This is a genomic window from Kitasatospora sp. NPDC101447, assembly GCF_044767225.1.
Classification (GTDB): domain Bacteria; phylum Actinomycetota; class Actinomycetes; order Streptomycetales; family Streptomycetaceae; genus Kitasatospora.
This window is the reverse complement of record NZ_JBIWNL010000020.1, coordinates 26,373-47,279: the sequence shown is the minus strand read 5'-3', so window position 1 is coordinate 47,279 and position 20,907 is coordinate 26,373. Positions and strand designations below refer to the sequence as shown.

General features: G+C 73.8%; 19 protein-coding genes. 8 read left to right on the top strand and 11 right to left on the bottom strand.

What is annotated here, in order from left to right; translation table 11 throughout:
• Positions 1 to 10: 10 nt before the first annotated feature.
• From ACIRST_RS26030 to ACIRST_RS26015, 4 genes are all read right to left on the bottom strand, one after another.
• Positions 11 to 1,270: a lanthionine synthetase C family protein gene (locus tag ACIRST_RS26030; protein ID WP_402804704.1), complete on the bottom strand. Its 1,260-nt coding sequence runs from the start codon at positions 1,268 to 1,270 to the stop codon at positions 11 to 13.
• Positions 1,267 to 4,149 carry a lantibiotic dehydratase gene (locus tag ACIRST_RS26025; protein WP_402804702.1) on the bottom strand — a complete coding sequence of 961 codons (2,883 nt, stop codon included), beginning with the start codon at positions 4,147 to 4,149 and terminating at the stop codon, positions 1,267 to 1,269. The genes ACIRST_RS26030 and ACIRST_RS26025 overlap by 4 nt, the downstream gene beginning before the upstream one ends.
• 223 nt (positions 4,150 to 4,372) lie before the next feature.
• On the bottom strand, positions 4,373 to 4,540 hold the full coding sequence (locus ACIRST_RS26020) for an FxLD family lanthipeptide (protein WP_360267341.1): 168 nt from the start codon (positions 4,538 to 4,540) through the stop codon (positions 4,373 to 4,375).
• Between the two features lie 65 nt (positions 4,541 to 4,605).
• Positions 4,606 to 5,487 carry a TauD/TfdA family dioxygenase gene (locus ACIRST_RS26015; RefSeq protein WP_402804699.1) on the bottom strand — a complete coding sequence of 294 codons (882 nt, stop codon included), beginning with the start codon at positions 5,485 to 5,487 and terminating at the stop codon, positions 4,606 to 4,608.
• A 177-nt stretch (positions 5,488 to 5,664) separates the two neighbouring features.
• Between ACIRST_RS26015 and ACIRST_RS26010 the strand changes: the two genes are divergently transcribed.
• Both ACIRST_RS26010 and ACIRST_RS26005 read left to right on the top strand, forming a co-directional pair.
• Complete coding sequence (locus ACIRST_RS26010; protein WP_350524848.1) at positions 5,665 to 6,096, top strand: NUDIX domain-containing protein; 432 nt, start codon at positions 5,665 to 5,667, stop codon at positions 6,094 to 6,096.
• 3 nt (positions 6,097 to 6,099) lie between these two features.
• Positions 6,100 to 7,248, top strand: coding sequence for a helix-turn-helix domain-containing protein (locus tag ACIRST_RS26005; RefSeq protein ID WP_402804697.1), 1,149 nt, complete (start codon positions 6,100 to 6,102; stop codon positions 7,246 to 7,248).
• 342 nt (positions 7,249 to 7,590) lie between these two features.
• Here the strand turns inward: ACIRST_RS26005 and ACIRST_RS26000 are convergent, their stop codons facing one another.
• The 5 genes from ACIRST_RS26000 to ACIRST_RS25980 all read right to left on the bottom strand — a co-directional run bounded on the left by ACIRST_RS26000 (position 7,591) and on the right by ACIRST_RS25980 (position 12,078).
• Positions 7,591 to 8,034 carry an ATP-binding protein gene (locus tag ACIRST_RS26000; RefSeq protein WP_402804695.1) on the bottom strand — a complete coding sequence of 148 codons (444 nt, stop codon included), beginning with the start codon at positions 8,032 to 8,034 and terminating at the stop codon, positions 7,591 to 7,593.
• Between the two features lie 37 nt (positions 8,035 to 8,071).
• A complete protein-coding gene (locus ACIRST_RS25995) occupies positions 8,072 to 8,578 on the bottom strand; it encodes a hypothetical protein (protein WP_402804693.1) in 507 nt (168 codons plus the stop codon).
• Positions 8,579 to 8,761: 183 nt separating this feature from the next.
• Entirely contained in the window at positions 8,762 to 9,970 is a 1,209-nt protein-coding gene (locus ACIRST_RS25990) for a helix-turn-helix domain-containing protein (protein ID WP_402804691.1), read from the bottom strand.
• A gap of 125 nt (positions 9,971 to 10,095) precedes the next feature.
• Positions 10,096 to 10,752, bottom strand: coding sequence for an HAD family hydrolase (locus tag ACIRST_RS25985; protein ID WP_402804689.1), 657 nt, complete (start codon positions 10,750 to 10,752; stop codon positions 10,096 to 10,098).
• Positions 10,753 to 11,172: 420 nt separating this feature from the next.
• Positions 11,173 to 12,078 (bottom strand): lysozyme, encoded by a 906-nt coding sequence (locus tag ACIRST_RS25980; protein WP_402804687.1) that lies wholly within the window; start codon positions 12,076 to 12,078, stop codon positions 11,173 to 11,175.
• A 275-nt stretch (positions 12,079 to 12,353) separates the two neighbouring features.
• On the opposite strand from ACIRST_RS25980, the gene ACIRST_RS25975 reads away from it, so the two are divergent.
• The 3 genes from ACIRST_RS25975 to ACIRST_RS25965 all read left to right on the top strand — a co-directional run bounded on the left by ACIRST_RS25975 (position 12,354) and on the right by ACIRST_RS25965 (position 17,252).
• Positions 12,354 to 12,920 carry a GNAT family N-acetyltransferase gene (locus ACIRST_RS25975; RefSeq protein WP_350524841.1) on the top strand — a complete coding sequence of 189 codons (567 nt, stop codon included), beginning with the start codon at positions 12,354 to 12,356 and terminating at the stop codon, positions 12,918 to 12,920.
• A 246-nt stretch (positions 12,921 to 13,166) separates the two neighbouring features.
• Complete coding sequence (locus ACIRST_RS25970; RefSeq protein ID WP_402804685.1) at positions 13,167 to 14,903, top strand: glycosyltransferase family 2 protein; 1,737 nt, start codon at positions 13,167 to 13,169, stop codon at positions 14,901 to 14,903.
• 129 nt (positions 14,904 to 15,032) lie between these two features.
• On the top strand, positions 15,033 to 17,252 hold the full coding sequence (locus ACIRST_RS25965) for an acyltransferase family protein (protein ID WP_402804683.1): 2,220 nt from the start codon (positions 15,033 to 15,035) through the stop codon (positions 17,250 to 17,252).
• 18 nt (positions 17,253 to 17,270) lie between these two features.
• Here the strand turns inward: ACIRST_RS25965 and ACIRST_RS25960 are convergent, their stop codons facing one another.
• Positions 17,271 to 17,891, bottom strand: a complete 621-nt coding sequence (locus ACIRST_RS25960; protein ID WP_402804681.1) for a hypothetical protein — start codon at positions 17,889 to 17,891, stop codon at positions 17,271 to 17,273.
• 127 nt (positions 17,892 to 18,018) lie between these two features.
• Between ACIRST_RS25960 and ACIRST_RS25955 the strand changes: the two genes are divergently transcribed.
• Genes ACIRST_RS25955 through ACIRST_RS25945 form a run of 3 tightly spaced genes read left to right on the top strand, consistent with a single transcriptional unit; the run spans position 18,019 to position 19,457 of the window.
• Positions 18,019 to 18,249, top strand: a complete 231-nt coding sequence (locus ACIRST_RS25955) for a hypothetical protein (protein WP_350524837.1) — start codon at positions 18,019 to 18,021, stop codon at positions 18,247 to 18,249.
• 60 nt (positions 18,250 to 18,309) lie between these two features.
• Positions 18,310 to 18,804, top strand: a complete 495-nt coding sequence (locus tag ACIRST_RS25950) for a hypothetical protein (protein ID WP_350524836.1) — start codon at positions 18,310 to 18,312, stop codon at positions 18,802 to 18,804.
• A 47-nt stretch (positions 18,805 to 18,851) separates the two neighbouring features.
• The gene (locus ACIRST_RS25945) at positions 18,852 to 19,457 is read left to right on the top strand and encodes a class I SAM-dependent methyltransferase (RefSeq protein ID WP_402804678.1); all 606 of its coding nucleotides are present in this window, start codon (positions 18,852 to 18,854) and stop codon (positions 19,455 to 19,457) included.
• Positions 19,458 to 19,692: 235 nt separating this feature from the next.
• Here ACIRST_RS25945 and ACIRST_RS25940 read toward each other — a convergent pair whose 3' ends face one another.
• Positions 19,693 to 20,748: an SDR family oxidoreductase gene (locus ACIRST_RS25940; RefSeq protein ID WP_402804676.1), complete on the bottom strand. Its 1,056-nt coding sequence runs from the start codon at positions 20,746 to 20,748 to the stop codon at positions 19,693 to 19,695.
• Positions 20,749 to 20,907 lie beyond the last annotated feature (159 nt).

The window sequence follows — 20,907 nt, the reverse complement described above, 5'->3', positions numbered from 1 at the left end:
GGTCGGGTCGTCAGGAGGTGAGCAGGCAGGCGTCCCAGTGGGTCGCGGGGTCGGTGCCGGTGGCGGGGGTGAGCAGGGCCAGGGCGGTGCCGGCGGCGCCGTCCAGGAAGGCCGGCCCCGCGCTCGCCAGAAGGTGGCGGGCCTGCTCGTCGGGGTCGGCGTGCGGCGGGTGGGTGGTGTCCAGGAGCAGGGCGGCGGCGGAGCGCAGCCGGTCGGCGTTGCGCGGGGAGGCGTCGGCGGCGGCGCGGTGGGCGATGTGGGCGAGCCCGGCGTAGCCGTGGCAGGCGGACAGGTCGGTGGTGGCAGCCAGGGCCTTCGGGTCCACGAGTGCGGTGGCCAGGGCGCCTTCGGCGCCGTGGCGCAGGTGCGGGTCGTCGAGGGCGAGGGCGGCTAGCTGCTGGGCGCGGGTGATGCCGGCGCTTCCGTAGCACCAGCTCGGCCGTTGCGGCGCAAGCGGTCTGCGGTCAGGGCCGGCCAGGTGCGCGGGGGTGATCCAGTACGGCCATGTATGACCGTCGCGCCAGCGCTCCAGCCAGGCCAGGACCGTGCGAATCGCATCGCGCTGGCCGTCGACCTCGATGCCGCGTCGCAGCGAGAGGGCGAGGAGCGCGAGCGGCCCGGCGATCCCGTGCGCGAGCCCGGTGTTGGCGTGCCCGCCGGGGAACCGTTCGTCCCGCTCGCCGGACGGGCCGGTGAGGGTCCACCAGCCGGGCAGGACCTCCCCCTCGTGCTCGACGTTCCCGGTCAGACGGACCAGGCAGGCCACGACCCGCCGAATCGCCTCTCCGTCGGGAGCGCGGCGTAGGAGGACCGATCCGATGCCGGCCAGTCCCCGGATCGTGTCGAACTCGGCGAGCCGTGGCAGGTCGCCCCGCTCGATCCGAGCCTCCGCCTGCTCGCAGCGGCGTACCGCGTCGCCGGCCACAACCTGGTCGAGGTGAGCGAGGGCACGCTGATAGGAGCCGGAGCGGGCCTGGGCGGCGCAGGTGAGGGCGTGGGCGAGTGCCGGGGCGCCGTAGTAGAGGTAGCTGTCCGCTCCGCTGGTGACCGGGACGCTGGCCGCGACCGACAGCCAGGCACGCACCAGCTCCCACGGGCCTCGGCCGGCGGCGGCGCGCTCGATGTGGAGCAGGGCGATGCCCGGGGCGCCGTGCGCCAGCGACTGGCGCCACTGCGGGCGCGACGACCACGCCACGGGCACGTCGGCAGGATCGGCCAGCAGCTCGGCGATTCGGTCAGACAGCCGGAGAGCAGGGTGCGGGGTGGTCACAGGGCACCGTCCCGGGACAGGCGGGCGAGAGCGGCGGCGCGGGCCAGGTAGAGCACCCGGCCCTCGTCGTCGAAGTCGATCCGATGCGCGCGCACGTACGAGCAGTGCAGCAGTGAGCCGAGAACGTCGTCCGCGTCCACGCCCCGGGTGTCGGGCCCCGGGAAGTGACGACGATAGGCGTCCAGCGCGACGCCACGGCCGGCCCACGCCTGCACGATCTCGGCTCCGCCCGCCTCATCGCGCAGCGCGGCCCACCCGTCGGCAGGGTCCGCGAGGCGTACGGCCTCGGCGAAGAGCGGCCGGGGGATGGCTGCCGGGGCCTGCGCTGGGATGTTGTCGACGAGCCAGCGCAAGCCGGCGGTCGCCGAGCCGGTGAACCCGGCCGCGATGGCGACGGCGTGTGCGGCGAGCAGCCCCTGTCGGCTGGGCAGCGCGGGCTGGACCAACTGGGCGAGGGCGGCTGCGGAGTCGGCGCGGAAGACCTGTTCGGCGGCGGCCCAGGCTGGCCCTTCACCCCACCGACCGGTCTCCGTGTAGGAGATCGGGTACACCACCTCCGACAGCAAGCCGGCCTGGTGGAGTTCGGCGGTCCACGTGCTGATCACGCCGGCGGCGGGCCCGAAGGCGGCCGGGTCGGGCAGGGCGATGCGCAGCCGCAGGTGCTGACGCGGGTCACGGAAGCGCACGAACCACCACTTCGGATTGCCGAGACGCTCCAGCAGGTCGGGCAAGTGTCGTGCGAGGACGGTGTCCTGGCGCTCCAGGTCGCCGTAGAGGGAGGCGAGGAGCACCCGTGAGGTGCCGGGAGCGTCACCGTGGCCGCGACGCAGGACTCGCGCAGGGGTGGGATGGGGCAGGCGCGGCCAGGTAGGTGTCCGGGTGGCCGTGACCGGGATGGCGATCTCGTGGGCCCGCCCGCCGGCCCATCCGAGAGCGGCCGGGTCGGGCTCCTCGACGAGGACTGCGTGCGTGCCCATGCGCAGGTGTTCGCGCAGCAGGACGCGGTGGCCGGGGTGGTCGAGGTCGAGTGGCAGGCCCTGGCTGTCGGCGGCCAGCAGCACGTGCCTCGGGACGCGGCGCCGTCCCGCCCACGAAGCGAGGGCTTGGTCCCATTGGTCCTGCGGGGCCCCGTAGGAGTGGAGTTCGGCTGCAGTGAGCCGCCAGGCGGCTGGGGAGAGGATGACGCGCCGGTGCCGCAGCCGTGGCCGGAATGGCAGGGCCTGGAGGGCACCCCAGTCGAAGCGCGTGACCTGCGCGGTCTGTGCTCGGGACAGCTCGGTGATGAGCCGGGCGAGCGGCGGGGTGTGGTGGCGGAGGTTCAGGGCGTGGGTGGCAGAGGCTTCGATCCGCACAGCGAGCGCCGGTGCTGCCAGGTACATGCGCCGTCCGTCGCAGCCCACCGCGAGATCGTCGGGGCCGAGGGTGCCGTCGGCCGTCGGGCGGTGCTCAGCGAGGCTGATGACCAGCTGACCGGTGGGCACGCTGCGGGCGACGTGCCCGGTCGCCGGGTCCAGCGGCGGGAAGGAGAGCTGGGCGGTGACGGCGTGCTCGTCCATCGTCGGCAGGTCCGTCAACAGCTCCGTGAACGCCGCTCGATCGCGGGATTCGAGGAGGTGGAGGAAGCGGCCGACGGAGACGCCGGCAGCCCTGGACGCCGAGACGACCTCCAGTCGGAACTCGCCCCGGTCGAGCGCTTCTTGGCTGGGGGCGTGGATGCGAGCGACGACTTCCAGGTGCGGTGTCAGACGGGGTTCGGTGGGGCCCAGGTCGAGTGCGGTCAACAGGCGCTCGTCGAGGACGACCTCGCGCGCGCTGTCGAGAGCGGCTTGTTGGGCGATCGTGGCCAGGATCCTGTCACGCTCGTCGTAGCGGGGCTTCTCGGCGGTCCGGGTGCCGGGATAGCCGTCTGGCCAGCCGATCCCGCTGTCGGCGACCACATCGAGCAGAGGTACCAGGGCGCCGCGGCCGTAGCGCTCGTAGAACCGCTGATGGTAGGAGCGCCATGCTGCGGTGCCGTTGGGCGCAGGGCTGAGCCGGGCGAGCAGGTGGGCTGCTCGTGCGGCCTCGTCGGCCACCGCGAGCGGGAGGACGAGGTCGGCGTCCAGCCGCAGGTCCACGGCGGTCGCGAGACGGCCGCCCCCGGCGGTGCCGGCGACGCGTAGGTCTGCCAAGGGCGCGGCAGCTTCGGCGACGTTGTCGGCGTCGGCGGCCTCCAGGGTGGCCAGCAGGTGTTGGAGCGGATCGGTATCGGTCGCCGGCGCGTGCAGATTGGTGATGAGCGCCTGCACGGCGATGAGCTCGGCGAGGAGACCGGACACATGCTCCGTGGCCGCGTTGGGGAACTCGGCCTGGACCTTGTCGGCCAGCTCCTGGAAACGAATCGGATGGCGGGCGGAGGCGATGGCGAAGGAAACGGGACGGGTGTGACGCACGGTTGTCTCGGCTGACGTCGTTCCGCCGCCGGGGCGTTCGAGCGGGCGATGGGGGACGACGAGACGGTCGCCACGCACCTGGACGGTGGTGTTCGCCGTCACGTCCAGACGGGCCAGCAGGGCGGGGCAGCGCTCCAACCGCTCGATCAACCGGGCCAGACGGGCGGTAGAGGCACGGGTGACGGCGTGATGCTCGTCGCCCCAACGCAGGTCGCAGGACGGTCCGAACGACGCCGCTTGCACCCCGGCGAAGTGACCGAACGGGGTCGGGCGCCCCGTCGCCCGGGCCAAGTAGCGGGCGGTGGACAGAGCAGCACGCCGCACGTCTCGCGATGAGGGCGAAGGGGAAGCCGTCAGCTGAGCAACGCGCCGGGCGAGAGCCGGACTGGCCAGGCCGAGGGATTGGGAGAGCAGCGTGTCCGCCCATACGGCGCGCAGCCACCGCATTCGGCGGTCGCTTGCTGAGGCACCGTCGCCGTCAAGGTCCGGCCACGCGGGAACCCGCAGATCGGGTCTGGCAACGGCGCGTACGAGCGCCACCTTCGCGGCGCGGTAGGGAGCCGTGGAAGCGGGAGGGCGCATGGGCGTGAACCTCGCAGTCGGAGACAGGACGGGACGGTGTGGCGGCCGGTGCCCAGGGACGCTGCTCCCGGGGCACCGGCCGGCCGGGTCAGTGCAGGCCGGTGGTGCAGGCGCCGCAGGTGCTGCCGCAGCCGTCGTCGGTGAGGACCTGCAGGCTCGCCGCGTCGGCGGTCTCGACGGTGCGGACGTCGAGGTCGAACTCGTCGCCCGCGGCGGGCGTGGTGGCCTTGGACTCGACCGTGATCTTCTGAGCCATGGGGCTTCTCCTTGTGATGGGTTTCCCTAGCGGGACCTGGAGCCGGGGCGCGGGTGCGCCTCGCGTCACCAGGAGACGGTGGGGCGGCAGTGCCGGGTATCGGTGTTCGGCTCTGTTGCGGTGGGGAGTCGGTCGCTCAGGCTTCCCGCAGGCCGGCTGTTCGGGCGCGCGGCAGTTGGGCACGACACAAGGAACCCCGGATCGAGACCGAGCGCGGAATGCGGTTCGCCCAGCGCGCGCAGTATCAGCCGCTCGCCCGAGAAGGCGGTGCGGCCGTGCAGCACACGGTGGTTGTCCAGCACGACACCCTGCCCGGGCGCGAGACGCAACCGCTGGGTGGTCCGGTCGAGGGCCTGGCGCAAGGCCGGCAGGTGCGCCTCGGACTCGGGCGAGAAGCGGGCGAAGTCGTCCTGCCGCAGCCGCAACCGCCAGCGGCCGCCTGGCAACTGCTGAAGGACCGGGGCGAAGTGGCCGCTCGATCCGCCGAAGAAGGCAGCCCGATCCGCGGCGAACGCCTCGATGACGGCTGGGCGGTGCGCAGCCAGCTCGGCGAGGACGGCTCGGCCGTCCACCAGCAGGCTCTCGCCGCCGGCGTCGCCGGCCCGCGCACACGCGAGCAGGAGCAGCCGGGGCGGCGCCGGGTGCTGTGCGCACTCGGTGTGCAGAGCCAGGGCTTCGCGGCCCAGCCCCGCGAAGCCTGGCCGTCCGTCGTGGCGGCCGGTGTCGCGGATCACGGTCAGACCGTCCGGGTCGGCATCCCGGTGCTGCCACAGCGAGGACATCAGCCGACCGGCCGTGCGGAGCACGTCGTCCCGCCCGCCCAGCCTGGCGAGCCGGAGCATCCCGTGTTCACGAAGCACCGCTGCCGCGTGCTCGCGCGCTTCTCCGTCCAGCATGCGCGCGGTGAACTCGTCGCCGCTGGTGCGGTTGAAATCGGAAGACGGCATCGTGGATCTCCCTCAGGGAACCGAGTGGGTGGGAGGCGACACACTCTCCACCGCCCTCCGCCAGGATGGGAAGTGACAGATTGTCAAACCGCGATCGCGTCGCATCGGGACGCCGCGCGAGCGCTCAACTGCTACCTTCGACGGGCCCGTGACCGCCTGCGCGCCCCGGAAGAAGCGATGACCGGACAGACAGAACAGCCCTACGTGCCGCCGACCTTCCCGATCTCCATCAAGGGCGTCGTGCTCGACCCGCAGCAACGGGTGCTGTTGCTGAAGAACGAGCGTCAGGAATGGGAACTGCCCGGTGGCAAGCTGGAGGGAACGGAGACGCCCGAGCAGCGGGTGATCACCGAGATCCTCGAAGAGAGCGGCTGGACGGCCACTGCCGGCCCGCTGCTCGACGTGTGGATGTACGAGCCGATCCCCGGCCGCCAGGTCTTCATCGTCACCTACGGCTGCACCGCCACCGACGCCCACCGGGCCCCGGTCGTCAGCCACGAGCACAAGGAAGCCGGCCTCTTCCACCGCGACGAGGTGCCCGGGCTGGTCATGCCACAGGGCTACAAGGACTCCATCGCCCGCTGGTACGAACAGCACGACCAGGCCTGACCCATGGCCGGGATCGACCCCTACGGCGGAATCCGCTGGCACTGGACGACACCGAGAGCCCAGGACATCCTGCGCCGCCGCGCCCTGCCCGAAATCCTCCAGCTCTACCGCGAACTCCACACCCTGCCGCAACAGGAGCTGGCGGACCTCCTCGGCTACTCCACCAGCTACGTCTCCCGCATCGAGACCGGCTCGCGCACCATCACCGACATCGGCGCCCTGCGCCACATCGCCGAACGCCTCGGCCTCCCGCCTCACTGCCTCGGCATCACCGACGACGCCGACGGAGACCACCAACTGCTGATCCAACTCGCCGACTCCGTGCTGCGCCTGGCCGAGGTCGCCCGCCAGGCCGGCCAAGCCACCACCGCGGTCGCCGAGCTGTGGCCGCTGGTCGCCCGCCTGGAAGCCCGAACCGCCGACGGCCACGCCGACCTCGACACCCTGCGCCTCCTCGCGAGCGCCCGTGTCGGCCTCGGCGTCGCGCTCGGTCACGTGCTCCCGGAAGAGCGCCTGGCCGCCGCAGCCCGTTGGACCGGCAAGGGACTCAGCGTCGCTCGACGTCTGGGTGATCCAGGCCTGCACGCCCACGCACTGCGCCACCACGGCAACGAACTTCGCAAGTCCGGCTTGCACCTCCGCGCACTGGAGAGGCTCGCGCAGGCACGCGACATCGCCCGTACCGCCACCGAACGCGCCGAGGCCAGCATGCTGCTCGCCCGTGCGGCCGGAGCCGCCGGGAACTCTGCCGTCTTCGACGCCGCTGTCGATGAGGGCCGCCGACTGCTGAACGATGTGACGCCTACCGCCCTGTTCTCCGAGTTCACACTCCACGAAGTCCGCCTTCGAGGTCTCATGGGCACCGGACGGGTCGCCGAAGCGGTCCAGCAGCTCGACCGGGCTCCGGCCACCGGTCTTGCAGCGACGTCCCAGTGGCGGATCATCGCGGCGATCACGGCCGGCGAAGTGCTGCTGCGGAAGGGAGACCCGACCGGCGCGGCGCAACAGCTCAGCGCCGCGGTCGACGGCGCCACCCTCCACCGCCTGCCGCACCAACTCCAGCGCGCTCTCCGGGCCGGCCGACGTCTGCCTGAAGTCAGGGAACAGGCGGACGGTGCCCTGGAACGGCTGAGAGCGGAGATAGCTGCCTGATGTCCACGGCGGCGGGGCAACGATGAACACGGCGGACCACATCCCTTGAGCTGGTGGGCGGCCCGCCTTGGGACGGACCCAAGGCGGGATCACTGACCGGAAGCGGCAGAGACCGGATGGCTCCCGGTTGCTGGTCCGGTCCACATGGGCACGCCCGGCTCTGGAGCCCGAGCGGATGCTGAGGAGACGAGCGTCACGCAGAACGTGAGGATCGCGGCTGCAGAAACGACTCGAAAGATCATTTGTTCTTCCTGGAACTGGGTGGAAGCAGTCGGGAACAGATGTCGGGCAGCAGCCGTGGCCCGCGAGGTGCCTCCGCGCTGGTGGTCACTCGGAGTGCGATCAGGCACGGATGGTGGGCAGGTCGGCGTGGACGACCTTGCCCCGGTGCCAGAGCTGCACGCCCCACTTGCCCTTCGTGAGCTTGTGGACCAGGTCGAGGCCGCGTCCGGACTCGGCGTCGGGACCGGCGTCGATCCGCACGGGCAGGGACGCCGACCCGTCGGAGACCAGCAGCCGCACGGTGTGGTCCGTCGGACGTCGAATGGCGACGATCATGTGTGTCTGACAACCGGTACCAACCGCGTTGGCAACCAACTCGGAGATGATCAACAGGGCGCCGTCGATCAGGTCGGGCAGCTCCCACTCGGTCAGCTTGACGCGGACCAGGTGACGGGCCGCTGCGGCCGACTGCGCGACGTACGGCAGGCGCACAGTCGCCGGTCCCGGAGGCGCGGGTGACGGCATCTCGGCGGTCTGTGTGGCGAGTTGCAGGGTGGTGGTCATCGCACGGTCCACGCGCGTCGCCCAGCGCCCGTCCGGGTCAGCATCCGGTGGTCCTGGGGTCGGTGCCGAGCCCGGCTGCGCGGCGCGGGGTGAACAGGCCGGCGGCCGAGGACGTGAGCTGTCGCCGTCGCCAGTGGTCGCCCGGGGAGCGGCGCGGCGGAATCGTGCCAGCCGGGGCAGCAGGGCGGGCGGCAACGGTGAGGAACGCGCCGCGCTCGCGCAGGACGGTCGCCAGGCGGTCGAAGGCGGCCGTGTGGTGGTTCGGGGTGGTCCCGGGGTCGTCATGGACCGTGCCGCGGGTCCACGTGACGACTCCGGCGACGATGTGCTCGGACAGCGCGTGGGTGACGGCCTGCCAACCGGGCCGAGAGACGAGGGGCTGCGCGGCGTCGACATCCACGGCGAGCAGCTCCACGGTCCACTGGCGAGTCTCGGCGAAGGCGCGGACGTGAGCTGCGAGGAGATCGGCGGCGGGTGCGTCTCCGGCGCAGAGATAGATCGCGACGGGAATGCACCCGGTCGGTCGTTGGTGGTCGCTGGTCATGCAGACCACTGTCACCGTCGCATCACCGTCAGTGAAGACTCGGGGCGTGGTAGCGACCGAAGTCGCGGAGGGCCGACTACCACGCTCCGTGGTACCGGTTGGGACGTCGTCGGCTGGGTGCCACGGACCGTGGTGGCGGCGTGTTCCCGCTACTTATCGGGGCACCACGCCCCGATGTGGTCCCTACCTGACGACCAGTGGGACGCCGGCGGCCTGCGCGGCACTGCGCGCCATCGACACCGACACGTCCGCGATCCGGTCCGTGATCACGCCGGGAAGCGCCTGGTGACGCACCCATGTCGGGGCCATCCGGCACGCTTCCTTCAGGGCTGCCGCGGCGGCCTCCCACTGCCGCGTCTCGGTGCGTGTCAGCGCTACGTCCAGGTGGAACCGCGCCCGGGTGGCCAAGGGCATCTCCGGGTGCAGACGGGTTGTCTGGATCAGCCGCACTGCGGCGGAGGTGTCGCCGAGTGCCATTGCCACCGACATGGCCTGCGTGGCCGCGTACGACGGCCCGAACGGCTGACCTTGGTCGCCTCGGGCATGTTCCCGGCCGAGCCGCGCAGCCACGGCGTGGGCCTGACTCAGGTAGTCGCGGGCGGTATCCGCCTTCGCGCCGCCCCGGGACGCGGCGACGGCCGCATTGGTGACGAGTTGCCCGTACACGCTGAGCCGGTCGGGGTCGCTGTCGGACATCCTCGGTTCCACCGTGGCCGCAGCGCGCTCCGCCACCTGCACGCCCTTGGCCGTGTGCCCGTCCCGGAGGCAGATCCACGACAGCGAGGCCATCAGGTGGGCCGACCGTAGGTCGTCGCCGATTCGCTCTGCGACGTTGCGGCCGTGGGTGATCGCCGTGTAGCCGAGGTCGCGGGCACCGAGGACGTTGGCCATGACGGCGGCGGTCTGGAAGGCGTCGGCCAGCACTCCGCCGGCGGCTTCGCGCCGGTCGGGCCCGGCAGCGTCGTAGAGGGCCCACGCCTCGGGTAGCAGCCGGGAGAGGATCGCACCGAGCTCCACGTACCGGGCGCTCCAGAACGCGGCGTCCGCCCGCCGCGCGGCGTCCCGCAGGTCGTCCAGGCTGCCGGGCTCGACGTCGGTGCCGATGCCGAGGCCGGTGTCGTGAACGGCCGCCGAAACCGCGCGGAGGGCGGCGCGTTCGTCCAGTTCCATGCCCCGTCGAGGAGACTGCTGACCGAGGATCACCGACACGTCCGTACCAAGGCCGACGGCCACCTTCAGCAGCGACGGCAGCGACAGGTTGCCGCCCTGCTCCAGCTTCCGGATCGTGCCGAGGGAAACCCCCGACTTCTCCGCCAGGGCCTCCTGCGTGACGGCTCTGCCGCGCAGGATCTTGACTCGCTCCGCCGTGGTGCGTTCTGCCCAGAGGGTCATGGGCTGACTCCGTCTCAGGTTGTGGCCTTCCCGGGACGGTACCCCCGCAGGGTGGGGGTACGGCGGAGAATGGTCACGCCCCGTGCGTCAGTTGACGTGCGGGGCGCGGCCGGCCGGAAGGTGACTCAGACGCGGGCACCGATGCCGAGCAGGGCCGCCACCCGGGCAGTGGTACTGGGCTCCCCGTCGGCGAGCACCGTCGTGATGCCGAGTGCTTCGGCAGGCGGGAGGTTCACCGGATGATCGTCGACGAACACGCACGCTTCACCGGGAAGCCCCATGCGGTCGAGCGTCAGCTGGTAGACCGCAGGGTCCGGCTTCGCGAGGCCCTCCCGCTCGGACACCACCGCCACGTCGAACAACTCCCACACCCCGCAGGCGGCGTACGGGTCGTACGGGTCCAGGCCGAAGCTGTTCGACAGCATCGCAACCACGTACCCGGCCTCGCGCGCAGCCTTTGCGAGCGCCACCATGTCGGCTGCCGGTCGGACGTCGGCCCACGCCCGGCCCATCAAGTTCTCGTGATCGCTCAGCCCGAGGTACGGTGCCGCCTGCCGGTTCCACTCCGCCTGGCTCAGGGCTCCCCGCTCAAGGTCGACGTACAGCTGCCTGACCACCGGATGCGTGTTCAGGGTGCGCCGCCACGCCTCGGGGTCGAGTCCCTGCCGGATACACCACTCCCGGTGCACCTGGAGCGCATCCGTGGTCAGAACCCCGGCGAAGTCCAGGATCAGGCCCCGATACGAGGACGGAGGCGCATCAGTGTCGCGTGACCCGGCCATCGTGGATCCCTTCTTGGTGCGTCGCTTTACCGCGAAGGTACCCGCCGCCGGACGCAGTGGGACAGCGCCCGGTGTTCCCTGATTCGTGGGGCATCGGGCCGTCGTTGGAGCACTCTCTGCGAACGCCTTCGCGCTCTGTCCGTTCGACCAGGTGGAATCGCCCGCTTCCCGCGAGCCAGTGGTTGGCCTACATCGCGGCTGGGAGGGGACGCGCGGTCAGCTCGCTGATGTACTTGGCCGCCTTGCTTGCTTCGGGCGGGTGTAGGGGCTGGTGGCCTGGTTGACCTGCGAGGACTTGCGGTGGACCGCCTTTTGGAGCGCGGGCTCCGCATCGACGGCTGACCGGTCGCACCCGCCGCACCCCCGCCGGCCGGTCCGGGGCGGGTTTGGGGTGCCCCGCACCGGTGGGTGTGTGGTGGGTCAGCCGAGGGCGAGGGCGCGGAGGCGGTCGGGGGCGCCGTTGAAGTAGTCCTGGTCGCCGGGGAGGGTGCCGGAGTCGGCGTATTGCCAGAAGGTCTGGTAGCTCCAGCCGTTCGGGAGGGTGCCGACGGTGGAGGCGTAGCGGGCGATCCAGAGGGGGTTGGTGGCGGCGAAGCCGGCGTAGTTGCCGGTGCACTGGGTCCACCAGTTGGTGGTGGTGTAGATGGTGGGGTAGCGGCCGGTGCGGGTGTGGACGGTGGTGCTGAAGTCGCGGATCCAGTTGACCATGGCGCTTTGGCTCAGGCCGTAGCAGGTGGCGCCGTAGGGGTTGTACTCGATGTCGAGGGCGGGTGGCAGGGTCTTGCCGTCGGCGGACCATCCGCCGCCGTGGTTCACGAAGTAGGTGGCCTGGGTGGCACCGGAGGAGGAGTTCGGCAGGGCGAAGTGGTAGGCGCCGCGGATCAGGCCGGCGTTGTAGGAGCCGTTGTACTGCTGGGCGAAGTACGGGTTGGTGTAGCCGGTGCCCTCGGTGGCCTTGACGTAGGCGAACTTGGCGCCGTTGGCCGCCACCGAGGACCAGCCGACGTTGCCCTGGTAGCTGGCGACGTCCAGGCCGGGGGTCTGGGTGGCGGCGAGGGAGGTGGTGGGCGCCGCGGTGCCGCGCCCCTCGTGGGCGGCGACGGTGGAGCCGGCGAAGTCGCGGTCGGGGTGGAAGGCGGCGGTGCCCTCGACGGTGGGGGCGGCGGCAGCGGGGGCGGGGTCGGCCGCGTAGGCCGGTGCGGCGACGCCGGCGGCCAGGGCGGTCGCGGCGGCGAGCGCGGCCAGGGCGGGCAGCCGGCGGGCGGTACGGCGGGTGGTACCGGTGGTGCGGGAGGCGGTGCGGGCGGAGCGGGAAGAGCGGGGCATGAACACTCCTCTGGTCCGGTGCGGGAAGGGCCCAAGTGGCCCGGAAAGGCCGGGTGTTGGTGCGGCCGTACCGCAGAGTAGCCATGTCCCCGCCAGTGCCGCCAGGCATCTTCGGCCCCACGGCGAACCCGCGGCACAGGTGCCGGATCGCCACCGCCGGCAACGCGCGTTGCCGGTCTTGCCGGTCCCGGCCCCGGGGCCGCCCGGGGCGCTGTGACACGATGCCCGCGTGCCGGCCGTCACGGGCGGCACCAGCACGGAGGAAAGGACCAGTCATGACCGACACCGCACCCGACACCGCCCGGCCCGTCGGGGAGCCCGCCTTCCGGCCCGCCACGCCCGCCGACGTCCCGGCCCTGGTCGAGCTGGTCGAGTCCGCCTACCGCGGTGACTCCAGCCGGGCCGGGTGGACCACCGAGGCCGACCTGCTGGCCGGCCGGCGGACCAATCCCGAGGCCGTCGCGGAGGCGGTCGGCCACCCCGAGGGGCTGGTGCTGCTCGCCGAGTGCGACGGCCGGCTGGTCGCCTGCTGCCAGTTGGAGCGGCGTGGCGAGCGGGCGTACTTCGGGATGTTCTCGGTGCGCCCCGGCCTGCAGGGCGGCGGGGTGGGCCGGGCCGTGCTGGCCGAGGCCGAGCGGCTGGCCGGCGAGGAGTGGGGCGTCGCCGCGATGGAGATGACGGTGATCGAGCAGCGCGCGGAGCTGATCGCCTGGTACGAGCGGCGCGGGTTCCGCCGCACCGGCGAGTTCAGCCCGTTCCCGTACGGCGACGAGCGCTTCGGCATCCCGCTGCGGCCGGACCTGCGCTTCGAGCACCTGGTCAAGGAGCTGAAGGCCTCCTGAGGCGTACGCGGGCGGGCGCTCGCGGGCGGGCCCGGTCGACGGGCCCGCCCGCGGTTCGGTTTCCGGGCCCGCTCGCGGTTGGGTCCAGGCTCGCCGGACCGGATCGCGGCAGGTGATGCGGCGTCAAGTCGCCCACCTGGGGCGATGCGGAGATGTCATACCTCGTTCATGATTGGTCTAGGCCAATGTGAGAGGCTGGGCGCGAACGGCCACGTACCGTCCGATGCCCAGGGGGGCCACTTCCGCATGCCCGTACTCCATGGCACCGCCATGCCCGCACCCGACGCCGGTCCGCGCCGGAAACCCGCGGACCCCGACCTGCGCCTGCCCGCCCCGCCCGACGACGAGGAGCTCTACTGGTACTTCGGCCCGCAGCGCCGCTGGGTGCTGCTCTGCGCCACCCTCTCCTACGCGGGAGCCACCGCCACGCTCGGCCTGTTCGCCCTCAGCAAGCCGCTGCTCTGGCCGTTCCTCGTGCTCACCGTGCTCAACGCGGCCACCTGGCTGCTCTCGCTCACCGACGGCCAGCGCGCCCGCCGCTTCACCCGCGACTCGCACGACCTGCTGATGCGCGCCTGGCAGCCCGCCCGTCACCCGAGCGTGGACCTGCTGCTGCCCACCGCCGGCGAACCGCTGGCCGTCCTCGACAACGCCTACCGGTACACCGCCGCCGTCCGCTGGCCCGGCGAACTGACCGTCCTCGTCCTCGACGACGCCGACCGCCCCGAGGTCCGCCGACTCGCCGAGTCCTACGGCTTCGAGTACCGGGCCCGCCCCGACCGGGGCCGCTTCAAGAAGGCCGGCAACCTCAACCACGGCCTGGCCGAGGGCACCGGCGAGATCGTCGCCGTCCTGGACGCCGACTTCTGCCCCCGCCCCGACTTCCTGCACCACCTGGTGCCCTACCTCGACAACCCCGGGGTCGGCATCGTGCAGAGCCCGCAGTGCTTCGACACCGACGCGGACATGTCCTGGCTCGAACGCGCCGCCGGAGCCACCCAGGAGATCTTCTACCGCTGGATCCAGCCCTCCCGGGACGCACAGGACGGCACCGTCTGCTGCGGCACCAACGCGCTCTACCGCCGCGCCGCGCTGCAGCGGATCGGCGGCTTCGCCGAGATCGACCACAGCGAGGACCTCTACACCGGCCTCGCCCTCGCCCGCGCCGGCTGGTCCACCCGCTACGTGCCCGCACTGGTCGCCAAGGGCATGTCGCCCACCGGCCTGCCCGCCTTCATCAGCCAGCAGTACCGCTGGTGCCTCGGCTCCCTGGCCCTCGTCCGCGACCCGGACTTCCGCCGCGGACCGCTGCCGAAGTCCGCCCGGCTCTGCTTCTGGAACGGCATCCTCGGCTATCTCACCAGCGCGGTGAACGTCTTCGCCGTGCCGCTGCCCGCCCTGATCATGCTGTTCTTCCGGCCCGAGGAGATCGCACCCTGGCAGGTGCTGCCGTTCCTGCCGCCGATCTGGGTCGCCCTCGTGCTGCTGCCCGCGATGTCCCGCACCCGGTGGCGCTTCGAGGTCACCCGGGTCCAACTCCTCGGCGGGCTCTGCCACGTGGTCGCCATCGCGCACGCGCTGCGCCGCCGCTCCGCCGACTGGGTGCCCACCGGCGCCGTGTCGGGCGGCAGTTCACTCGCCCGTACGGTCGCCCGGATCGGGGTCGGCTGGCTCGGGTTCGTCGTCCTCGCCGGCGCCGCCGGACTCGTCCGGGCCGCGCTGCTGCACGGCTGGCGGCCGTACTGGGCGCTCGCCGCACTGCTCGCGCTCACCGCGTACACCATGATTCCGCTGATCAGGGCCCTGTGGCCGCTGCTGAACGGGTCGAACGGCGGCAAGGACGCCGCCGTCGGCGAGGTCGCCGCGCCCGTACGGAGCCGCTCCGACCTCGGGTTCGGGCGCGCCGATGCCGTCGCCGTCACGGCCGTGCTGCTGCTCTGCGGGCTGCTGGCGTCCGGCTGGGCGGACCCGCTGCTGTTCTGACGATCAGTCAACTCTTCTTCACGGTAACGAACTTCCCCGCGCGTCGCCCCACCGGCGCGGACTCCGCCCGGCCGCCCCATCGGCCCGGCGGGCCCGACCACCGCTGCCACCCTGCCAAGGAGCGCCGCCGTGCCCACGGCCGTACCACCGTCGTCCGCACCTGCCCCTGTTCCCGTTCCCGGGCCCGCCGACCTGCTTCCCGAGGTCGTCCGGGTGGGCCGGGAGCCCGCCGCCTCAAGGAGTGCCGCCGTCGCCGACCGCGGGCAACCCCGCGGGCGCGCCGCCTTCCGCCCCGACATCGAGGGCCTGCGCGGCATCGCCGTGCTGTCCGTCCTCGCCTTCCACGCCGCCGTACCCGGCCTGACCGGCGGCTACGTCGGCGTCGACGTCTTCTTCGTCATCTCCGGCTTCCTGATCACCGGCCTGCTGGTCGGCCGGCCGCTCGGCCTGTGGGACTTCGCCGCCCGCCGCGCCCGGCGCATCCTGCCCGCCGCCGCCACCGTGCTGGTCGCCACCGCCGCGGCCGGCGGCGCCCTGCTCGACCCGCTGCGCGGCACCGACCTCGCCCGCGACCTGATCGCCGCCGCCGGACAGTTCGCCAACTGGCGCTTCGTCGGTCAACAGACCGACTACCTGGCCGCCGAACGCGACCCCAGCCCGCTGCAGCACTTCTGGTCGCTCGGCGTGGAGAACCAGTTCTACCTGCTCTGGGGCGTCCTGCTGCTCGGCCTCGCCCGCTACCTGCACGGCCGCCGCCGCACCCTCGCGATCGCCCTCGCGACGGCCGGCACCGGCGGCGTCTCGCTGGTGCTGTGCCTGCGCTGGACCCACACCTCGGCGCCGCTCGCCTACTTCTCCACCGGCAGCCGGCTCTGGGAGTTCGCGGCCGGCGCCGGCGCGGCGCTGCTCGGCGGCGCGCTCGCCACCCGCGGCGAGCGGCGGTCGGTGCGGTGGTCACTGCGGCTGCTCGGCTGGCTCGGGCTGGCGGCCGTCGCCGCACCGGTCCTCCTGTACGACCGCAGCACGCCGTTCCCCGGCTCGGCCGCGCTGCTGCCCGTCCTCGGCACCGCCGCCGTGCTGCTCGCCGGCCACGGCCCGCTGCGCGCCCCCGACGCCGGCCGACTGCTCGCCGCCCGCCCGCTGCGCGCCGCCGGTCGCCTCTCCTACGCCTGGTACCTCTGGCACTGGCCGGTGCTGACCATCGCCCAGGCCCGGTACGGCGCGCTGCCCTGGACGACCCTGGCCGCGCTCACCGCCGCCAGCGCGCTGCCGGCCTGGCTCACCCTGCGCCTGGTCGAACAGCCGCTGCGGTACGGCAGCAGCCCGGCGCCCCGGCGCGGGCTCGCGGTCGGCGCCAGCGCCCTCGTCATCCCGCTGATCGCCGCGCTCACCCTCGGCGGCGGCACCGTCCGCGCCCTCGGCGGGACCGCCGACGCCCCGGCCGCCGCCCCCGCCGGAGCCGCCGACGGCCCGGGCCTGCTCGCCCCCGGCACCCGGGTGCTCACCCTCACCCCCTCGCTGGCCCGCGCGCGGGAGGACTTCCCGCCCGGCAAGGGCTGCGAGATCCCGCTCAACGCCGACAGCAGCCCGCGCTGCCTCTTCGGCACTGAGGACAGCCCCGACCGGATCGTGCTGCTCGGCGACTCGCACGCCGGCCAGTGGATCTCCGCCGCCCTCGCCGTCGCCGAACAGCGGCACTGGGCGCTGGAGGTGCTGGTCAAGCCGGGCTGCCCGCTGGCCACCCTCACGGTGCGCAACAACGTGCTCGGCCGCACCTTCGACGAATGCGACCGCTGGCGCGAGAACACCCTCACCCGGCTCACCTCCGGGCCCAAGCCGCGCCTGGTCCTGATGGCCGGACTCAACCGCTACGGCAGCCAGGAGGAGCGCACCGAGGGCTGGACCCGCACCCTCGACCGCCTCACCGCGCTCGGCGCCCCGCTCGCCTACCTCGGCGACACCCCGATGCCGGGCAAGGACATTCCGACCTGCCTGGCCGCCTCCGACGGGCGCTCGGACGCCTGCTTCTTCCCCCGCGACACCGCCTTCGAGCCGGACCCGCTGCTCGACGGCGGGCTCGCCGCCCGGTACGGCGTCCGGACCCTGGACCTCGGCCCGCTGCTCTGCCCCGGCACCGGGCCCTCCTGCCCGGCGGTGCTGGAGGGCGTGGTGCTGTACCGGGACACCGGGCACATCACCGACACCCTGGCGCGGGTGCTGGCGCCGCGGCTGGACCGTGGCCTGCTCGGGACGGTCGGGGCTCCGGGGGCGTCGGTCGGGGCGCCGGGGGCACCAGCCGGGGCGCCGGGGACGTCGGCGGGTACCGGCGGCCCGGCGGCTCGGCCTTGAGCGCTGCGCCCGGGCAGCTCAGCCGTAGACGCTGCGGCAGAGGCGGGCCTGCTCCGAGCCGGCCGGCCAGCGACCGACGCGTTCGGCCTGGTCACAGATGCTGCCCGGGCCGGCGCTCGGCACCGACCCGCCCGACCCCGGCCCCGCCTGCGCGCCCGGCGTGGCCCGGGCCGGGGCGGTGGCCCGCGGGCTGTGGCCGGGCTTCGGGCGCGGGCTCCCCGACGCGCGCTGGGCGTCCGCGGCCCCGGGATCGGCCGCCGTCGCGGGTGTCGCCGCCCCGGCGGCCCCGGTCACCGCACCCATCGCGCCGACCCCCGGGACCGGGGCCGGGAGCGGCGAGGGCGCCGGCGTGGCGGGCGGCGGGGACACCGGCAGGTGCGAGCCCGCACCCGAGGCGGACGGCGAGGCCCCCGGCAGCGCCACCGTCCGCACCTCGTCGCCCGACCCCGGCCCGCACATCACCAGGACCGAGGCCAGCACGGCACCCGTCCCGACCGCCGCGACCGCCCACGCCTTGCGCGAGCGGTGCCTCGGCGGAGCGGGAACGGGCACCGGCGGCAGGGGACTCGTGGGGACCGGCGGAGGCTGCCACGCGTCCTGCGGCCACTGCCACTGCCCTCCGGTGGGCTGCCCAGTCATGTGCTCGTCCTTCCAGCGGCCCCCCGTCGTACCTTTCCGTGCTCAACGAGCGCGCCGACGCCGGGACATGACCCGGAAGAGGGGTCTGAACGGGCGTTGATTGCCGCCGCGCCACATGCTTGGGGTCATGGAGACCAACAGCACGACCGCACCCCTGGTCGAGGTGGCCGAGTTCCGGACCGACAGCCGCTACCGCCTCGTCCACTTCGAGGGCCACGGCTGGGAGCCGCTCGCGCCGGAGGAGTTCGAGCCACGCGTCCACCAGCTCTTTCCGGACCTCGACCCGCGCGACCCGCAGCGCGTCCACTGGGCCGACCGCCCCTGGGAGTGGCCCGCCTGGCACCCCGGCGAGGCCTGAGCGGTCTCCGTACGGCGGTCACGCTCCGCGCGGTGGCCGGGACTTCGTTACGCTGAGCGGGTGAGTGTGGATCACTTCTGGTGCCGCTTGCCGGAGCAGGCCGTGGACAGCTGTTCGCCCGCGGAACTCGGCGAGCTCGTCCCCCGGGACCCCGACGTCCGGTACGACCGGCTGGCCGCCGCCGGGCTCGCCCTCGGGGTCCGGCGCACCGCCGTCCTGATGGAACTCGCACTCACCGAGAACGGCCTGCACCCCGACCCCGCCGCCCGGCTCCCCGTCTACGGCGGCGGGCCGCGCGAGCCCGGCACCGGGATGCCCGTGCTGCGCCCCGACCAGGTCGCGGCCGCCTCCGCGTTCCTGCGGGACTCCGCGCTCGGCGAGCTCGTCCGTCAGCAGGACAGCGTGCTCGCCCGGACGGCCGCGCACTTGGGCTACCCGGCGCCGTGGTCCGAGTCGGTGGCCGCCCGGGTCGTCAACGACCTGCGCGACCTGCGGGACTTCTTCGCCGGTGCGGCGGCCGCCGGCGACGCGGTGATCGTCCGGGAGGCGGAATGAACGACGGGCCGGTGAATGCGGCGAGGGCGGTGGGCGCGGGAGGCGCGATGGGTGCGGTGGGTGCGGCGGGAACGGCCGGGTACGGGGAAGCGGCCGAGCAACTCGCGGTCCAGTACGAGAGCGTGAGCTTCGCCGAGGTCCACCGCGAACTGCTGCACCTCTACCCGCCGCCACCCGCCGCCGTCCTCGACATCGGCGCGGGCACCGGCCGTGACGCCGCGGCCCTCGCCGCCCTCGGGCACCGGGTGGTGGCCGTCGAGCCGACCCCCGAACTCCGCGCCGTCGGCGAGCGCCTGCACGCGGGCGCCGGCATCCGGTGGGTCGCGGACGCGCTGCCCGGACTGCCCGGACTCGCCGCCGAGGACGAGCGCTACGACCTCGTCCTGCTCACCGCCGTCTGGATGCACCTCGCCCCCGAGGAGCGCCCACCCGCCATGGACGCCCTCACCGCTCTCCTCGCGCCCGGCGGCCGCCTGGCCCTCACCCTCCGCCACGGCCCCGTCCCGCCCGACCGCCGGATGTTCGACCTGCCGCCCGAGCCCACCGTCGCCCTCGCCGCCGAGCGCGGCCTGCGTCTGCTCCACCGCACCGCCCGGCCCGACCTGCACGGGCGGGCCGGGGTGCACTGGTCGTTGCTGGTGTTCGAGCGGTAGGCAGCCGGGGCCGGTGGTGGGTGCGCGAGAAGTCGGTGTCGTCGACTTCTTGTGCTCCCAGTGGCCGCTCCACGGCGCGGCCCGGTCCTGGTGCGGGGGCGCGCGTGGGAAGTCGGCCGGCTCGACTTCCCACGCGGGCGGCGGTGCACGTGCCGGCGGCGTGCACGTACGAGTCCTGCGAGCCGGGCCGCGTGAGCGCCCGGGACGTTCCGGGCGGGGGTGGGGAGACGGGGCCCTACCGGGCGCCGAAGTCCTCCTCGACCAGCCGGGTGGCCCACCGGGTCAGGGCGGGGGCGAGGGGCGGGTGGGCGAGGCCCGCGGCGGTGGCGAGGCGGTCGGCGGAGGCGGTGTCGTAGAGGTCCTCGGAGAGGAAGGTGAGGGTCTCCGGGTCGGTGCCGGTGAGGGCGCGGGGGAGGCGGCGGACGAGGGGGACGGGGATCAGGGCGCGGGGCGGACGGACGCCGAGGTGGGTGGCGAGCAGGGCGATCAGATCGGGCAGGTGGGGGGTTTCGGGGTCGAGGACGGTGTGGGCCCGGACGGGCCCGTGGTCGTGGTCGGGTATGGCACCCAGGAAGCGGGCCAGGTGGTCGACGGTGACGACGGGCAGGAAGGTGCGGCGGGTGCCGGGCAGCAGGGGGAGGCGGCCGCGGTGGAGCAGGCGGACCAGCTGGGCCGGGCCGAGGTACTGCCCGGCCTCGCCGGTCCGCGAGTGGCCGATGACGCTGCTCGGGTTGACGGTGGTGAGCGGTACGCCGAGACGGGGCGCGGTGACCCGGACGGCGGCGTCGCCGAGCTGCTTGGAGGCCTCGTACGCGCCGAGGCGGCGGTAGAGCGCGGCCGTGGTGTGCTCCGCGAGCGGGTACTGCGGGTCCGGGTCGCGGCCGACGCGGTAGCCGGAGAGGTGGACCAGGCGGCGCAGCCCGGGGCGGGTGGCGCACCACCGCAGCGCGTGCAGGGCGCCGTGCACGTTGGGGGGTTCGGCCTGGGCGCGGGTGAGGCCGAAGTCGTAGCGGGCGGCGAGGTTGTGGACGTCGCGGACCTCGGCGAGCCGGGCGTCGTCCTCGGGGGAGAGGCCGAGGCCGGGGCGGGTGAGGTCGGCGGTGACGGTGGTCAGGGCGGTGTCGTCGGCGTCGTGCTCGCGCAGCCAGTGGCGGAGGGCGAGTGCGCGGTCGGTGTCGCGGACGGCGACGGCCACGGGTTCGCCGCGGGTGAGGAGTTCGAGGGCCAGCCAGCGGCCGAGGAAGCCGGTGGCGCCGAGGACGAGCGTGCGGGGCGGCGGGGCGGACGTCATGCTGCGCTCCAGGAGTCAGGAATTCAGTAGACCGGTCTGCATATTTTTCGGGCCTGCGGAGGTGGGCCGGCGGGCCAGCCGGGCCCCCCAAGCGTGATCGGCGCCGTGGGCGGGGCCCCCCCCCCCCCCGCTGACCGCGGGCGCGGCCGCCACCCCAGG

What these genes read in the sequence shown, in the direction of transcription:
- ACIRST_RS26025 (WP_402804702.1), bottom strand. Translation starts at nt 4,149, where the DNA reads ATGCGGTGGCTGCGCGCCGTATGGGCGGACACGCTGCTCTCCCAATCC.
- ACIRST_RS26020 (WP_360267341.1), bottom strand. Translation starts at nt 4,540, where the DNA reads ATGGCTCAGAAGATCACGGTCGAGTCCAAGGCCACCACGCCCGCCGCG.
- ACIRST_RS26015 (WP_402804699.1), bottom strand. Translation starts at nt 5,487, where the DNA reads ATGCCGTCTTCCGATTTCAACCGCACCAGCGGCGACGAGTTCACCGCG.
- ACIRST_RS26010 (WP_350524848.1), top strand. Translation starts at nt 5,665, where the DNA reads ATGACCGGACAGACAGAACAGCCCTACGTGCCGCCGACCTTCCCGATC.
- ACIRST_RS26005 (WP_402804697.1), top strand. Translation starts at nt 6,100, where the DNA reads ATGGCCGGGATCGACCCCTACGGCGGAATCCGCTGGCACTGGACGACA.
- ACIRST_RS26000 (WP_402804695.1), bottom strand. Translation starts at nt 8,034, where the DNA reads ATGACCACCACCCTGCAACTCGCCACACAGACCGCCGAGATGCCGTCA.
- ACIRST_RS25995 (WP_402804693.1), bottom strand. Translation starts at nt 8,578, where the DNA reads ATGACCAGCGACCACCAACGACCGACCGGGTGCATTCCCGTCGCGATC.
- ACIRST_RS25990 (WP_402804691.1), bottom strand. Translation starts at nt 9,970, where the DNA reads ATGACCCTCTGGGCAGAACGCACCACGGCGGAGCGAGTCAAGATCCTG.
- ACIRST_RS25985 (WP_402804689.1), bottom strand. Translation starts at nt 10,752, where the DNA reads ATGGCCGGGTCACGCGACACTGATGCGCCTCCGTCCTCGTATCGGGGC.
- ACIRST_RS25980 (WP_402804687.1), bottom strand. Translation starts at nt 12,078, where the DNA reads ATGCCCCGCTCTTCCCGCTCCGCCCGCACCGCCTCCCGCACCACCGGT.
- ACIRST_RS25975 (WP_350524841.1), top strand. Translation starts at nt 12,354, where the DNA reads ATGACCGACACCGCACCCGACACCGCCCGGCCCGTCGGGGAGCCCGCC.
- ACIRST_RS25970 (WP_402804685.1), top strand. Translation starts at nt 13,167, where the DNA reads ATGCCCGTACTCCATGGCACCGCCATGCCCGCACCCGACGCCGGTCCG.
- ACIRST_RS25960 (WP_402804681.1), bottom strand. Translation starts at nt 17,891, where the DNA reads ATGACTGGGCAGCCCACCGGAGGGCAGTGGCAGTGGCCGCAGGACGCG.
- ACIRST_RS25955 (WP_350524837.1), top strand. Translation starts at nt 18,019, where the DNA reads ATGGAGACCAACAGCACGACCGCACCCCTGGTCGAGGTGGCCGAGTTC.
- ACIRST_RS25945 (WP_402804678.1), top strand. Translation starts at nt 18,852, where the DNA reads ATGGGTGCGGTGGGTGCGGCGGGAACGGCCGGGTACGGGGAAGCGGCC.
- ACIRST_RS25940 (WP_402804676.1), bottom strand. Translation starts at nt 20,748, where the DNA reads ATGACGTCCGCCCCGCCGCCCCGCACGCTCGTCCTCGGCGCCACCGGC.